Here is a 16,989-nt window from a genome sequence, read left to right on the forward strand (position 1 = left end):
GAATAGAATAATACTGACTTTGATGAAAATAATAATGCACTTTCCCTTTTTGGAATTGAAAAAGGTTATTATATTTGCACCCGCATTCAGGGAATACCTGATGAGGCACTCAGGAGAAATGGCAGAGTGGTCGAATGCGGCAGTCTTGAAAACTGTTGAGGGTCACACCTCCGGGGGTTCGAATCCCTCTTTCTCCGCAAGGAATTAACCAAATTCCACCAAAAGCCCGTAAACATCACGTTTACGGGCTTTTTAATTCTCCTCAATATCAAATAAAACCATATAATATCAAATAAAAGGTGCGGTATTCGGTGCGTAAATTTTTTTAATAAATACACGCACCGAATTAATTGTTAACTATTAACATTCAGTACCTTACATGTTATTTGTATTTTGAATGTTTAGTATGGTCAAAGAATATAGACTATCCTAAAAATTGGGGGATGCTCAACAACGCAATATCAAACAACACCCACCTTTGGAGTTTAGCCCAAAATCCCCTCATAACCTGTGAACATTATTAAGAATAACAAACTACTTAAGGACCAATCCCAAAAGTTGGGTGTGAATTAGAAAAAGAAAGCATAAACTATCCCGAAGTTCGTGTTCTGTTCTTTTTTGCATTGCCTCAAATGCATAGCATTCATGAATACCGTTAAAAAACAATAGACATACCGATGAATAAAAAAGAACTAGGGCCGAAAAACGAAGGTATCGCATACCTTGGTTTAGAGGAGCCAGCTACAGCCTGGCCATTTTGTTGAGATCTATATTGAGGAAGGCAAGTAAAACCTGCGGCCACAGCGCCCAATGCGAAAACTACTTGATTTAAAACGAAATCAAAAATAGGCCGTTCCTTCTTTAGCACCCCGTTTAGGGCTGTGAAAAATATAGCATTATTCCTTTCCAGATTGATAATGATCCCTGCATAAACACAACAATGGGTCATGACCCCAATTTAGGGTAACCCAACTATTTGCATAAATATCCAAATACCCGGAAATTGTTCTTGATCCCTACTTAACTTCCAATAATAAAACTTCTTCTGATGCTAAGTTGAACTCAACATCAACAGGGTTTGATGTCATCAAATTTTTGATTGTTAACGGTACACCGGATTTCAATGACAATTTAATCTTAGCTGTATCATGACCTATATTAAGCAAATTAACCAGGTAAGAACCATCTTCTTGCTTAACAACCCTTGAAATGACAGTTTTAAAATCTTTTCCGTTATCGGATTCTATAATTACATCTGGCATGTGGTTAGCAACTTGGGCCAATGCAGTTTTTTTGATTTTCGGAATATCCGCATCATCTAAAGGAATAAGCTTCCCGTTACTTTCGGTTAGCTTCTTGCTGCGTTTTTTTCCGTACTCATTCATTGATAAACTCTCTGGCGAATCAATAATTACGGTTCCGCCATTATCCAAATAAGACTGTAAGGAGGCAAATTCAGCATCGGTTACATATTTAGTTTTATAAACCACAACGGTATTCCAAATACTATTATCTTGTTTTTCGATAATGTTTTTGGTAACAAAGCCTAAGGGCAGTCCTTCAAAAAATAGAGCCTTATATAATTTACCGGTTTGGGTCATATAATCGGGGGTGTTGATAGCGGATGTCTCTGAATAAAAGAAACGTAAAGGCCTAGGTTGTTTACGAAGGTCAATAATTTCTTCTGAAAAACTATTTAAATCATACATCACCTGTGTCACTTCGTTGGCAATGTGAGGTTGCATGTTGTTAGAACCTGCATAGGCACCACCTAGACCAGGGTCAAAGAAGTTAAGTTCCCCTTCCAATCTATCCTCTGGGGAACCATCTGGATCCCGTGCCCAAAACCATCCCATATTTGCGTCCATACCCATTAATGTTGCAAGCCAATATACGTTACGAACGTAACTAGTTCGCGCTTCCAAATCTCTCCACATTCCTGAAGAAAGAAAATGGGATTCCGAGTTCACATTAATTTTATCTGGACCAACGGACTCTAAAAAATCATGTAAAATAGCCATCCCATCCCATTTGTAAGCATATTGCTTATTCCAGTCTGAATTGATGTGGGATCTAATACTTGGACTACCTAACGCCTTTGCATCATGACCAATCATTGTTGTCAGCTCGGTGAGTGCTTCAAAATCCATCCCATGGGAACGTGAATCTTCATAAAATGTGCGTGGGAATAGTTTAATATGCGTATCCGCTTCCGGGTTAACTGCGTGCAATTCATCTTGCATAAATTTGAACCATTCCGTACTTCGATGCATATTATAACGATTCCAATCATACCATATTGGTTTACCTGTTAATGCCTTATCAATTGGTATTTCTATCTCAACGGTATCAAAACTTTCAAATTTGGTGTCCCAGTTTGAATTCAGGCTTTTAATATTTCCATTGTACTTATCTTTCAACCAGGACCTGAACTTATTTAACGTGTAAGACGAAATACCATTCATCTCTTTATACTTGTATGTCCAATGGTCTTTCTCAGAATACCAGTGAGGTTCGTTAGCGAATATATACCCTAACTCAGTAACTCTTTTACCTTTTGTAAGCTCTCCGGTATGACGGATAATCTTGCCCCATAAATCCCGGGCAGTGGGGTTATCAATATCGAATCCCGTAAATAAGGAACGGCCTTTTCTAATCTCAGGTTCTTTTGCCTCTACCCATTCTGGAATTCCCATTGACCAATAGATCAAGAAACCGATATTTGTATCAGGAATGCCCGTAAGCTCCTTCATGAGTTCTTCATCAAATGTACCGTCCTCCTTTAACAAAAATGAGTTTATGGCGCGATCGTGATCTACTGGATACAAGTTTTCACCACCATGGTATATCGCACCCAAATGGTCATTGTAAACAGCTTCATTAGTAAGCGGTTGCCCAACCGTTTTTGAAAAATAATCATACGGAAAAGAGGGTTTGCCATTACTTACAAACATATTATCCCCTGCTTTTGTATTATGCCAATCTACTTTAGAAACCGGTCTACGTTTTATCTTACCACTAAGTTCTTGATTTAAATCCACTATACTTTTGTCTAATATCTGAATCACTTTCCTACGTTCAAAATCCGGTAGTGCTTCTGCTAAAGAATCTTTGTTTTCAGCATAATAGCGTTCATAACCAAATAGTTTAGCTGTAGCATCCTTATTGGTTTCGTCCCAATTGGCAAATTTCAGGAATTCATTGGCAAACCAAAGTGTAGTTTCCTCTCTTGTGACATCCAATGATCTTGAACGGGCTTCCTTCATTAGGCCTTCAAGGGTTTCGATTTTTTGAAGGGCTTCTTTTTCATATTGTGATTTAACCCCACAAGCATTTAAAAGTGTGAGAACCAAAAAACAGAAAAATAAACTATGTCTTTTCATGAGTGTTAACTTTTAGGAATATTACAATTGTAAAGAAATACAAAAACTATTTTGGGTACATACTTGAAATTAACCGTATATAAGATAATATTACCCCCATCATCGTTTTCTCCCTGCAACCCAAAATCACATTCCAGATCAACCTATGGGCATATTTTTTTCAACTAATCATACTTAAAGAATGTGGTCAAATAAAACAAAACCACCCTACAATAAAATTGTAAAGCGGTTTTATCGGTTAAATGCCCTACAGTTTTATCCATAGTTTGTGGGATACTTCAACCAACCTGGTAAATTGATAGCCACATTCCTGAACCGCTTATTTTGAGCAAAACTCTTTTATGGATTTGGCCTCAATAATCATTTACCTTCATCAAGGTCAAATGTTCCGTTGAATTTGGCCATATCTTTTTCCTTCCATATTTTCCGCAATTCCTCAGGATCGAACCATTGTGGTTCGGCATGGGTCTTGCTCCATGTTTTGGCACCTGCGACCATTTTAGCAAGTTGCTCGGGATATTGGTCGCTCAAATCGTTCTCTTCGCCCATGTCCTCGTCGATATTGAAGAGCTTCCAAGTGTTTTGATTGGTCTTTAGGGCTTTCCATTGGTCTTGTCTAACCCCCACATCACTATACCCTTCACGATGTCTGAGAACAAAGATCATTTCCCCTTCCCTAGGATTTTTTCCTTCTTGGAAGGAGGACCAAATATCCTTACCGTTCAATTCTTTCCCTTGGGGTATTTCAGCTTGTGCCAAATGGGCGAAGGTAGGATAGAAATCCAATGCAGATACCGGATAGGTAAATTTCTGTCCACTAGCAACCTTTCCAGGCCAATGAAAGAACATGGGTACGCGATACCCTCCTTCACAGGTACTCCCTTTTCCTTCCCTTAACGGAAGGTTCGTAGCTCCTTTAGTCACTTTACCACCGTTATCGCTTAAGAACACGATCAAGGTATTTTCAAATTGCCCGTTTTTCTTAAGAGCGGCAACAAGTTCACCGACTCCCCTATCCACGGCATAGACCATTGCGGCATAAGTACGGCGTTTTTCATCTTTGATATCCTTGAATTTCTCCAAATCTTCCGCTTTTGCCTCTAAAGGAACATGGGGGGCATTGTACGCTAAGAATAGGAAAAACGGATTCTCTTTTTGACTTGCATTATCGACGAATTCGACCGCTTTATGCGATAGTTCATCCGTGAGGTATTCTTTAGGGTCTTTCACTTCTTCTCCATTATGGTCCAATGGTTTCAGGTAATCGAAAATAACCTCTTTACCTTGTTCCCTTTGTCTCTTATAGGCCGTAGTATATTGTTCGGGGAAATAGTTGTGGCCACCACCAAGAAATCCATGATAGTAATCGAAACCCCTTCTATTCGGATGGTAGGCAGGCTCTGGTCCTAAATGCCATTTACCAATGGCTCCCGTATAATACCCCGCGTCATGTAATACCGTACTAATGAAGGTTTCTTTCAAAGAAACACCTTTACCTACGGTAACCTCGCTATTGGCGGGTAGATTGAATTGTGCTCCTAAAGTATGGGGATATTTTCCTGTCATCAATCCTGCCCTACTCGGTCCGCAAAATGGATGGGATACATAGCCCGAGGTCATGATCGTACCATTGGAAGCCAATTTGTCAATTTCGGGAGTCGTAATATCCTTGGCACCATTAAATCCAACATCTGAGTACCCTAAGTCATCACACATGACCAAAAGTATGTTGGGCCTTTCAACCGCTACTTTAGCATTGGCGATTTCCGGTTTTGTTTTTTCCTTGCAATTACAAAGGGATAAAAAACATATTATTAACGGTAGATATTTAATTGTTCGAAGCATTGTTTTTTAATTTTATTTAGTGTTTGCCATATCAGCAAGATTACCTTGCCAACCTTTATTAAACTGCGCTAAGAGTTCTGCTACCAATTCAGGGTTGTCATCGGCAATATTAACTGTTTCATTGGGGTCGGTTTTATGGTCATATAATTCGAAGAATAATGGTTCTGCCTTCGGGTCTCTGTAATCTCTCCATAGGATGAAACGATAACGATCCGTTCGCATGGCATATCCCATGAGATAGTTTTCAAATAACTCCCTATCCCATTTGTCTTTTTGCTGATCTTTGATTTTTCCTTCTACCTCTTCGATTAAAGGCCCAAAGTAGGTTTCACGCATTCCTTTGGACAAGGGGTTTGCTGCCCATTCTCTTAAGGCGGGTGTTGGAAATTGCGTAAATGCGGCTTTCTTCCAACTTTTATTAGGGTCTTCCACTAATGGCGCAAAACTTTGTCCTTCAAGATGTTCCGGTTTATCCAACCCGGCCAATTCACAAAGCGTGGGATACATATCTACCAACTCAACCAAAGCTTTAGTCTTTTTCCCTCTAGTTTCCTTGGGCATGTCTGGAGTCCAAATCATTAATGGCACACGCGCTGAAATTTCATAATTGGTCGCCTTACCCCAAATTCCCATTTCACCGAGGTGCCAACCATGATCGCTCCAGACCATGATTATGGTATTGTCCCTTAGACCTGCCTCTTCCAAAGCGTCGATCATTTTTCCGATTTGAGCATCTATATAACTCACGGAAGCTAAATACGCATGCTTTAATGTTTTGGCCAGTTCATCATCGATTGCTCCTTTTTTGGGAATACCATATCTGGCCCGCAACTCAAAAGATGGATGCAACCCCATCGCGGCTCCATTTTTTGGGGCATGGGTTTGTGTAGTTAATTTTATACTGTCCCTGTTATATAAATCCCAATATTTTTTGGGAGCCAACCAATCTAAATGGGGCTTTTTCATTCCAAGACCTAAAAAGAATGGTTTATCTGGATTTTTTTCAACCATATCCTTCATGGTGACAATTGCCAATTCCGTATTGTACCCATCTTCATAGAACGTGTCTGGCACATCCGCATATTCATAGGCAGGCCCTTTTCCCAAACCATTTCTCGGGGCATCGGGACCATACTTGGCTATCATATCCGCTTGATTTTTTCTGAACATTTCCTGATTTTCCGGAAGTGCGAATCCACCTGGGGTTTTGGATTGTTCAATGGTCATTTTATCATAAGCCGGCTTTCTACTCCACGATAATTCGCCATCGGCAAAACCTGTTTTGTGATAAATCTTACCTGTATAGGTGGCCTCATAACCATTTTGTTTAAAATGTTGTGGCAATGTGATAATATCTGGATTAGCGTCTCTGAAATAAGTGAAGTTTTCAATTACGCTTATCGTTTCCGGACGGGCACCCGTCATTAAACTGGCCCGCGACGGACTACAGATTGCTTGTTGGCAATAGGCATTTTCAAACAATAAACCATCGGATGCAATAGCATCCAAATTAGGTGTAATCGCCATTTCCGAACCATAGGCACCCAACTCTGGGCGAAGGTCATCAATAGCTATAAAGAGAATGTTCGGTTTTTTGGTTGTTTCTTCAATGGGCTTCTCGTTTTGTGATTTGCAGCTGACCATTAGTACAGCTGAAAGAAAAAAAAGGATAACCTCTTTTCTTATTTCAATTTTACCAAATTTCGATAAAGGATTCATGTTGTATTTTGATTTATTATGTTTGAAAATCAGTTTTTACCTAATATTATTTTATGTTGTGTATGATTGATGCTACGTGTTATTGTTTCCCCATTGCTCCAAGTTACCGTTACCTTTATAGGTTTAGTGCATCCGTCGAGACCAAAATGGGCAAACTTATTTAAACTTAAGGAATAGGAAGCACCCGTACTCCCTATGCGTTGTGTTTGTTCACCCGTACAGCTTTTAATATTAACCAAGGCGCCCAGGGCGGATGCTTGGCCAGAGGAAGATTTACCGACCTCTATGGTGATAAAGGGATTCTTGTTTGCTTCTTTACTTAGGTTTTTGAATAAATGCCATTTGCCACGTTCATTACCGATGATTACATCAACCTTTCCATCGAGGTCGTAATCCAATACTTCAACGGCCATGCCTATGGAACCCCAGTCGGAAGTGGAAATACCACTTACCATTTCTTGCTTGAATTGTGAATTGCCTTGGTTAAGATAAACGATTGGTTCATTTTCAAAGACCATATTTCCCCTTCGGATTACTATAAGGTCTTGATAACCATTGTTGTCAAAATCGGCAACGGAAGCCGCAACGGTGTGTTCTTCCAAAAAGAGCTTTGCCTTTTGGGTTGTATCGACGAATTTCCCGTTTTTGTTCTCAAGGAGAAGGTCTGACAGCCCTTTGGGATGGTTATATTCCGGATAATCCAAAACACCATGCACCACTCCTGTTGTTGGCGACCATGTGTTGCCAGCAATACGCCATTTGTCATTACCAACATAACCGACATGGATACCCCCTTTTTCATTGAGTTTGTCTGGAAATCCTAAAGCATTGCTGTTGACCAAACGGATGTCTTTGCCGGAATGGGTTTCCCCGGGAAAATCATAGGGGTATCCGGTTTCACCAATATAATATGCATCATTATAAGGCCATTGTGATTGGAAATTGCGCATTTGCAATACATCCCCGGTTTTTAGATCTTCAAATTTGAAATTGCCACGTTTGGTGTAAAACGCCCAGTTTTTGGTTTGTTTATTATAGAAGGTTTCCCCAATCTCAAAATCTTTGCCACGGGTTACGTAAAGATCAAAATCGCCATCATTGTCATAGTCGATTTCTACCATTGAAGTAACATTGGAGACAGGAAAGGGCAATACCCCACTAGTGACTTCCTTAAACGTTAAATCGCCCAAACCTTCAAAAACCTTTATTGTTTCGTGGCCGTATAAAATCAAATCGATTATTTGATCGTTATTGATATCGGTTAAAAGGGTCTTTTGCCCATCGGCTATGGATGGTGGCAGTGTCGATTTCAAGATCAGTTGGCCGTGGCCATCATTTTCATAAATATAGTTTTCACTTTTACCTTTTTTTTCTTTGGTTGGAAAGGCAAAATTGATAAGATCAAGATCACCATCATTATCACCATCAAAGAATTTTACGGTACGACCACGCATCATTTCCAAAGGGATATCGAAATCCTCCAATGGAATGAACTCCCTTTTTTTGTTTACCCGGAACAACTTGGAATTACGGGCATTGCTCCCAGAGCCACCACCACGGGACATGATGACCTCTAGATTACCGTCGAAATCAATATCCCCAACAGCTACACCATGAAGGTCACCCATTATAATATCATGGGGTTTGGCAAAATGACCTTGGTTGTTCCAGCAGACACTTATACCCAGGCCATGGTCATTCAAAAGGAGGTCGGGATATCCATCTTGGTCAAGATCAGCTACGGAAGGTGCGTCCCATTTTCTTAGGTTTTTATCCTTTCGTGTAAAATCTTCAAACGTTTCTTTAAAATGAACAGTGGCCTCTGTTGTGGCCTGCTGTCCCCGGCAATGGGTGGAAATTGGTATGAGGAACAGCAGTGTAATGATAAGTGTTCTGATACTGATTTTTTGCATCACGTTCATAGTCTACTATTTTCAGTTAATTTTTTTTATGCAATATCATCGATAAAGAATTTAACGGCCTTCATTTCAGGAAGGACTTTCTTTCATAATTCAATCTTAAATTTATCCATAGAACTGGAAAATTCATTTTTTGTTAATTTCCTTTCTACAGTCACCCATTGACGTCGTTTAAACCCATCAAAATCCACAGGGATATTTACTTTAGTGTTCTTTGGTCATTGATATTAACGGCACAATTTTTAAAATTATACTCAATTACTATAATCCTATGCTGGGCCATGCAGCTATTAAAAATCAATACCCTAATGGTATCCAACAGAACAGCCCTCATATTCCGATGCTTTACAATCCTAAAATTAGATAAAATCCGACCAATTTTTTTTCATAATTATACCCCTTTAGAGCACTATTCTAACCTTACCTTCCAAGAGTCAATTTTTATTGATCTTAAGCCGCAGTTTTGATTGAATTTCCTCTATCGTCAAATTCTTGGTCTCGGGTAAGAATTTAATCAATATGGCGAGACCAATAAAAACCAATCCTCCGTAGAACAGAAATATAGAGCTCGCCCCCATATTTGCAAGTTGCCAAGGAAAAAAGAATTGTGTTAAAGCACTTATAACACTAGAAATCAAGGCAAAAAACGGTATAGCAATACCTCTCAAGGAAATAGGGAAAATCTCAGATAATAAAACCCACATAATTGGGCCTACTGAAAAGTGAAAAGCTGCTATGAAACTTAAAATACCTATTAGGATCAACATTGCATTCAGTACTGCCGACTTTTGTAGAAATACACTGGAATTATCCCTTGCAGAAATATCACCCATGACCTCCTTTACAGCTTCCTTGAATTCAATATCGGTAGAAAATTGTTTGCCTACCAATACCGATAGTTTATCAACATCAGGAATGTCTTTCATTTCGGCAATAGCATCAGTCGTCATTTCATATTTGGCCGTACCAAAACCATAAGCACATACACCTAAACTTAAAATCACCCAAACCAATCCCGTAATCATCATCGGTCGTCTTCCTACTTTGTCAATAAGAACCAAGGATAATATCGTAAACAATACGCTGGTTAATCCAATCCAAATAGCTTGTTCAAATGCTGCGTTTTGACCTAAACCTAACTGTTCCATAACCGTTGGCGCATACGTTAACACCGCATTTATCCCGGTTGATTGTTGCACAATGGCCATAGTCAATGCAACAATTGCCACAACGCTCATTTTCTTGCTAAAAATTTCTTTCAGTTGAGTTCCAATAGACCTGTCTTGGTTACTTTCTTCAATACTTTCTTTCATAACCTGAACATGATCCTCAATTTCTTCACTCGGAAATACTTTGGCCAAGGTTTCCCTAGCTTTATCAAACTCACCTTTATATATTAACCAAGCTGGACTTTGTGGAACAATATAAAGTAATCCGAACCATATCAATGCCGGTATTATTTCGATTCCTAACATCCACCTCCAAGTATATTCACGTATTCCTAAGGCAGATACCCATTCCGCATTTGAATTGGTGCTCTGCAGTAACCAATAATTAATGAAATAAGCGGCCGTTAAACCAAGTACAATATTGATTTGCGTCATCGAAACTAATTTACCTCTCCATTGGGCCGGTGAAACCTCACCGATATACATAGCTGCCAATGTAATTGAACTAAAAGCCAATCCCCCTAAAAAACGAGCAGCGAACAAGGTTGCAAATGAAGGGGCAAAAGCCGAACCCAATGCTGATATCAAATACAATGCGGCTATTGTTTTCAAGGTTGTTCTTCGACCATATTTATTACTGGACCAAGCGGCCATTGGTAAAGCGACCAACACTCCAATTCCCGGTCCAAATCCTAATGCGCCTACCTGCCACTCATTTAGATTGAATTCTGCCGTAATGAACTTAAATGCTCCGGAAATTAAAGCGGCATCCAGACCAAAAACAAAACCTCCCAAAGCCACTATGGTAGAATAAGTAAAGGCATTTCTTTTAAAAGAGCTCATAATGCTTATTGATTTTTGACTTTAGACCAATTACCGGTCTTAAAATTTATATTTACAATTTATACTAATTCAGTTTTGGTTACACCATTGGTCCAATTTACTTTTTCCTCAGCTGCTTTAAAACCACTTAAGCCAAAAGAAACTAAAGTTTTATGACTTACTGAATACAATGTGTCTGAGGGACCTATCCGCTGTATATGATAGGTTTCATAAACTTCAATTTTCAACGATACGCCTATGGCCCAGGGTTTCCCTTTTTTGGCATCCCCAATCTCGGCACTTAAATAGTTGTTGTTCTTGGCCTTGGTCATTTCATTTTTGAACAAATGCCATTTTCAAGTGGGTTACCCAGTACAACATACTCCTATCCATCTTGACTGTAATCCAACGATTCAAACTAACCTTGTACTATGTGTGTTCGTTATCATTTATATGGATTTAATACGTTAAATTATGCCAACATCCTTTCCCTATTTAAAAAAACACCATAAACCTGGTCCTTACAAAGGAAGGGGTAAATATTAACCCTCAATAAGTATATCTTAACTGATGCATACCATATTTTACCTTAAGTAAATTCCTTTTTTGTTTTTACACCCCTATACCTCGTACTTTGCCTCCTAAAAACAAGTAGTAAAAAAAAGCCAATCAATGCCAGAAAAGCTATATAGAAAAGTGCAGGTTAAAATCTCCGGCCTTTGCCAAGTATCCTATGATAATCGGTGTAACCGCTGCTGACAGCCTAAGCAATGGAGATATGCATAGTAAACTTATGGATGATTACCACGACCACCAATATCGCCATAGCCTTAATCTTCTGTCATCATAAGCACCATATCCGGTCTATCTTGAGCGAAAAGGGCTTCATTGAAAATATAGGGGAGCATTGGAAGAACAACAATATTAAAACCCCATAACCAATTGTTTTGGTATATGAATAGAGCATGATTGTCACTAAAATTATTAGTTCCTATATTATTTGGAATTCCATACAACAGGTATAAACACCGTCATTTCAGCTTGCCCCCTATTGCTCCAAGCAAAATAAGGAACAAGTTGTGTTTTATATGACCTAAATTCTGGTTTTGAAATGGCCTGATACATTTCGTCATTCCTATCTTTCCTCAATAACAATTCGGTTTCAACCACAGTTACACCATTTAAAAAATCTGGTTTATGAACTGCATTTAATTCTACATTTCCTTTGATGTATGCATTTAAAATAGACGTGTTTTCCGGTAAATCGGGTGTCTCCAAACAATATACAATCGGCCCTCTTTTTACGGCGATTTGATTTCTGGTTTCTTCAATTCTGTTATGGCCTTCTATACGCATTACGTTCATTGGCATGTCTAGAGTAATAATGTCCCCAGCTTTCCATTTTCTGTTTACCACGGCGAATTTCCCTGGGACCACTTCAACAAGCACATCTTCATCGTTAATCTTCAGCGTGCTACCTACAGCCCAATTTGGAATCCTGACCTTAATCTCGAATTCGGAATCCTTACATTCTTCAACGGTTATTTTAACCCATCCTTTCCATGGGTAATCCGTGTCTTGAGATAGTCTTAAAGTAGAACCATCTAACATAGTCGTATCTAGATCATTACTTCCGAATAACACAACAGCCACACCATTTTCCGATAGATTATAAGCCCAACCGGATGATTTGCAAATTGTTCTCACCAAGTTCGGTGGACAACAGAAACACTCTAAATAGGGTTGTCTTACTGGACTTTCCGTTACATCTGCATGGGAATCATAATTTCTGGAATTATTTATCATACGTAACGGATTGGAATAGAAATATTCTTTTCCTTCAAGACTAATTCCTGACAAGCCACTGTTATACAAAACCAATTCGATTATGTCCGCATATCTTGATTCACCCTTAATACCCATCATACGACTACTGAACATTGCATTACATAAGTTGGCGCAGGTTTCATTATAAGCCGTCATGTTTGGCATCATGTAAGCATCTATAAAGCCTTCTTCTATCATATCCAGATTGGTAGACGCCCCATAATGTGCTTGTCCTACAGCCCCTGTCACATACATTTTTTTTCCTGTAACATTTTCCCACAACTTATCCAAGGCATCTATTAGTGCTTTTTCGCCTGTTTCTGCATAAACATCGGCAGCCCCGGCATAATAATACAATGCCAATACTGCATGGCCAACAGCTTCTTCAGACTCGCGTAAGGGTGTGCGCTCCTGAACCATATCGCCAATAGGATAGCCTTCTGTGGTAGAATCATGTTTGATTTCAAAGGTTCCACGTCTGTTAATGAACTTCTCCGCCAGTTTCAAATATTTTTTATCATTAACCGTTCTGTAAAGTTCAACCAATCCCATAATTTGAGTTTGATTAAAACCAAATCTTTGATAGTGTTTTGTATCTGGCATGAAATAGGTGTACAACAAATTGGCTTGTTTTACAGCTATATCCAGGAAATTACGTTGACCCGTCATGCGATAATGAATAGAAGCTGCAATAAACAAATGTCCAAAATTGTACATTTCATGATACTTCCGGTTTTCGAATCGGTCTGCACCTTCTGTAATTTGAATGTACGTATGAATGTACCCATCTTCTTCTTGTGCCCTACCTATAAGAGCGATATAGTCATCCAATTCTTTTAAAATAGCCTTATCCTTGGTAAGTCCGTAAATGTATGTTTTGGCCTCCATGAATTTGTAGAAATCCCCATCATGCCAATAGAAACCCTTGTGTTCTCCTTCTTTTTCCCCTGCCGCAATTTTAAAATTGTTCAAAGCATGGCCCACATCACCACAAAGAAGATCCCCCATATAAGGAAGCATTTGCTCTTCTGCGTTTTTTACTTTTTCGGCCCAAAACCCTGAATTCCATTTACAATCCCCAAAGTTGATGCTCTTTAGTTTAACGTACGGACTCTGCGACGTATTCGTTATAGCCTTGTTATGAAAGTTTGCATCTTTTTTCATACGTTTTTCTCTTTATAAGGTTGAATCAATGTGAATTACGTTTTGTTGGTGAAATTAATCTTATATTGTTCTTTAGTATATTTTTATATATGACAAAGTATAAGGTTTACTATGTTTGGAATTTATTATTCCTTCTCCAGACATTAAATCAAAATTAGAAATAATGATATTGTTCCCATACACAATTATATCTGCAGGTTGGTCTATTTGGCCATTTGCTCCATCATTATCATCATAATCCGCAATTAAAGTTACATTACCTTTGGGATCAACCTTTAGGATTTGGTTCTGACAAAAACCTGCAACATACATATTATCATTCGAATCGGTATTGATACCATCTATCCCCGATACTTTTGGAACATTTGCAAACAATTCCTCATTTATAACGTTGCCTTCCTCATCCAAAATTAATTTTATAAGCTCACCATCCCCAAAATCACCAACAAATAATTCACCAGCTTTATTAAATACCAAACCGTCCAAACCCACTTTTCTATCCGGGTTGATGGTTTCGGTAATGTAAATTAAATTAGAATCAGATTTATCATTCTTAATTAATATGTTCCTCTCTGAAGTTTTAAACCTGTATAAACCGCTCACATGGTTTTCGGTTCTTATTTTTGGCATGGCGGGTTGCGTTACGTAAACAGCACCATCATGATAGCGAATACCATTAGGTTGCCCCATACCTTCGGCAACAATTTCAATATTATGATTTCCTTTCCCATCAAAAGTGATGCATAATACCTGTCCTTGGTTCTTGCCTTGGTTGTTACAAACAAACAAACTACCATCCGGTGCATAGGCAATACCCATAGGGTTGGAGTTCCTATCCTTTGTAACCCCAGGTATTTCCATAAGTTTGGTGATATTTTTATCCTTATCGATTTTTACTAAAATACCAGGCAATGTTTTATCTGCAAAGTTTGGACATGAGAGTACCAAACTCCCATCTGGAGCAATATCAAAAGCATCGGGTGTCGGACAAAAACTAGGTAACTCAATAAATAGTTTTGCAGGTTTTAAATTTTCCTGTTGTGCATCAACATGGTTTATCCCTATTACCATTAAAATGACAAGGGTAAGCGATTTAGTATGTTTTAGATAGGTCATGCAGTAATTTTCAATTTTTATTAAAATGCCAGTTATACGAACAATGAACATTGGTTCTTACAACATGAGCTATTTCACATATAGAATCAGGTTCCCTAATTTGATCCTTCCACAAATTTATTGAAGTGAGTAAATAAGTGCTTGGTTTGGGGCTTTTCTTGGGAATTTGAAAATGTCCCAATAGATAGAACCAAGAGTAGGAAGAATCTTTTCAAAGTACTTGGGAATTCTAAATTAAGATAAAATACCGAGGTTTTTGGCCTCGGTATTTTTATATCCTATGAGGAAGTATCAATAACCATAATTTTGCTCCAAAGAAGCATCCTTATCAATTTCCGTTTGTGGAATTGGCAGGTAATATCTATAATCAAACCAAGGTCTTGTCACAACAGTATACTCTTCATGATTTAAAGATCCATCAACAGCTTTTGTCCATTTTAATCCTTTAATGTCATATCCCCCGATATGGTCTTGGTTCATCCATCTTCTTTCATCAAAAAAGTTATGTCCCTCAAAACATAGTTCTATACGTCTTTCTCTTTTAATAGCCTCCAAAAGTTCATCTCCTGCTGCTGTAATTTCTGGTTGAAGCGCTCTAGTGGAAACTTTGTTGACATACTCACGTGCGGTTGTTTCATCTCCCAATTCATACATGGCCTCTGCATAGTTCAAATAAATTTCAGCCAATCTGTACATAATATAAGGACGGTCTGCTGAGAAAGTTGTTAAAGTAGAAAGGCTTTCATCTTGAAATTTTCTAATATTATATCCTGTTTTTGAAGAATGTAATGTATTCCCCAAGCCATTTGGAGAATCTAAACCATCAGGGGTTTCGTCACTTGGATTATCTGCTAATGCATAATCTACCTCGCGATCTCTAAACATTGCTCCTTGATAATTCAAATTGGCATAATATCTCATTTCCCTATTCTCATTGGGCTGTGTAGCATCATAACCTCCCGCTGAAGTTGATGTACCATCAGCCATATTAAATTCCAAAACGAAGTTTAATGTAGGGGAACTTAACCCCCAGCCACCATAACCACTTGGCGATTGTGCCTGGTCGGGCAACGTATTTATATCATTCGCCATTTCCGCATATAAGCTTCCATAAGATCTTGCGAATAAAATATCTTGATTTTCGTGCAAAAACAAATTTTGGTATTCCGTTGCATTTGTAACAGCAATTAAATCACGAGCACCAACCAAATCAATAACTGCTTTGGCCGCATCAGCCGCATCTTGCCATTTTGTTGTTTTGGTATAATCATAGAGAGGTCCATTTGGTACGGTATTTGGGTCGTGTAATTGACTTGCCGCGTACAATAAAGTACGTGATTTAACAGCCAGGGCAGCTAATTTGGTAGCTCTGCCAAATTCTGAAGCCTCCATGGGCAAAACCGCTGCTGCATTATCTAAATCATCCACTATAAAATCTACGCAATCCTCGAAACTATCCCTTGATACACTAAAGTCATCATCCAAACCAAATGTATTTTCAATGATGGGAACGCCGCCATAGTATTTTATAAGATTAAAATAAGTAAAAGCTCTTAAGAATTGCATCTCTGCTTTTAATTGCGCTGCTTCTTCTGGGTTTTCCTCCATAGCTTCGCTACCTTCGATTTTTTCCAAAAACTCATTGATTAACTTTACATAATCCCAAGAAGTTTCCCATCTATTATTAAATGCCAAACCCGCATTACTTGGAGACCATCCACCTCTCATTTTATAAGGATTGTCTAAGTCCTTAAAGTTAAATTTAGCTTCCCAAGATGCACCTTCAATACCGATTCTTTGTGTCCACCATTGAGAACGGTTTATAGACCAGCTATCTGTAGTATTATATGCAGTCACTACAACGAGTGCTGCTTGGTTTGCATCACCATAAATTGCATCTTCGGTGAAAGAATCGCTCGATTCAGTATCTAAAATATCATCATTACATCCCACTATGGTAAAAATAGCTAGAAGAACAACCGCGAACTTTATTTCTATATGTTTCATCTTTTTGAATTTCTTATT

The 16,989-nt window shown here is 38.5% G+C and carries 10 protein-coding genes and 1 tRNA gene; 2 read left to right on the forward strand and 9 right to left on the reverse strand.

Annotated features, from left to right (window positions below; translation table 11 throughout):
* Positions 1 to 112 precede the first annotated feature (112 nt).
* Positions 113 to 197 (forward strand) — tRNA-Ser (locus HPE56_RS06840).
* Positions 198 to 1,016: 819 nt separating this feature from the next.
* Here HPE56_RS06840 and HPE56_RS06845 read toward each other — a convergent pair.
* The 6 genes from HPE56_RS06845 to HPE56_RS06870 form a co-directional block, all read right to left on the reverse strand.
* Entirely contained in the window at positions 1,017 to 3,266 is a 2,250-nt protein-coding gene (locus HPE56_RS06845) for an alpha-amylase family protein (RefSeq protein ID WP_188243027.1), read from the reverse strand.
* Between the two features lie 477 nt (positions 3,267 to 3,743).
* Positions 3,744 to 5,228, reverse strand: coding sequence for a sulfatase-like hydrolase/transferase (locus HPE56_RS06850; RefSeq protein ID WP_188243028.1), 1,485 nt, complete (start codon positions 5,226 to 5,228; stop codon positions 3,744 to 3,746).
* Positions 5,229 to 5,240: 12 nt separating this feature from the next.
* Positions 5,241 to 6,947: a sulfatase gene (locus tag HPE56_RS06855; protein ID WP_223170225.1), complete on the reverse strand. Its 1,707-nt coding sequence runs from the start codon at positions 6,945 to 6,947 to the stop codon at positions 5,241 to 5,243.
* A gap of 29 nt (positions 6,948 to 6,976) precedes the next feature.
* Entirely contained in the window at positions 6,977 to 8,869 is a 1,893-nt protein-coding gene (locus HPE56_RS06860) for a CRTAC1 family protein (protein WP_188243029.1), read from the reverse strand.
* 431 nt (positions 8,870 to 9,300) lie between these two features.
* Entirely contained in the window at positions 9,301 to 10,878 is a 1,578-nt protein-coding gene (locus HPE56_RS06865) for an MFS transporter (protein WP_188243030.1), read from the reverse strand.
* A gap of 59 nt (positions 10,879 to 10,937) precedes the next feature.
* Positions 10,938 to 11,204 (reverse strand): hypothetical protein, encoded by a 267-nt coding sequence (locus tag HPE56_RS06870; RefSeq protein WP_188243031.1) that lies wholly within the window; start codon positions 11,202 to 11,204, stop codon positions 10,938 to 10,940.
* A gap of 423 nt (positions 11,205 to 11,627) precedes the next feature.
* Between HPE56_RS06870 and HPE56_RS06875 the strand changes: the two genes are divergently transcribed.
* On the forward strand, positions 11,628 to 11,795 hold the full coding sequence (locus HPE56_RS06875; protein ID WP_188243032.1) for a hypothetical protein: 168 nt from the start codon (positions 11,628 to 11,630) through the stop codon (positions 11,793 to 11,795).
* 58 nt (positions 11,796 to 11,853) lie between these two features.
* On the opposite strand, the gene HPE56_RS06880 is transcribed toward HPE56_RS06875, so the two are convergent.
* The 3 genes from HPE56_RS06880 to HPE56_RS06890 form a co-directional block, all read right to left on the reverse strand.
* Positions 11,854 to 13,848, reverse strand: coding sequence for a glycoside hydrolase family 127 protein (locus tag HPE56_RS06880; RefSeq protein WP_188243033.1), 1,995 nt, complete (start codon positions 13,846 to 13,848; stop codon positions 11,854 to 11,856).
* Positions 13,849 to 13,920: 72 nt separating this feature from the next.
* Entirely contained in the window at positions 13,921 to 14,964 is a 1,044-nt protein-coding gene (locus HPE56_RS06885) for an SMP-30/gluconolactonase/LRE family protein (protein WP_223170226.1), read from the reverse strand.
* A gap of 291 nt (positions 14,965 to 15,255) precedes the next feature.
* The gene (locus tag HPE56_RS06890) at positions 15,256 to 16,971 is read right to left on the reverse strand and encodes a RagB/SusD family nutrient uptake outer membrane protein (protein ID WP_188243034.1); all 1,716 of its coding nucleotides are present in this window, start codon (positions 16,969 to 16,971) and stop codon (positions 15,256 to 15,258) included.
* Positions 16,972 to 16,989: the final 18 nt, after the last annotated feature.

The organism is Maribacter aquimaris, assembly GCF_014596745.1.
Classification (GTDB): Bacteria; Bacteroidota; Bacteroidia; order Flavobacteriales; family Flavobacteriaceae; genus Maribacter_A; species Maribacter_A aquimaris.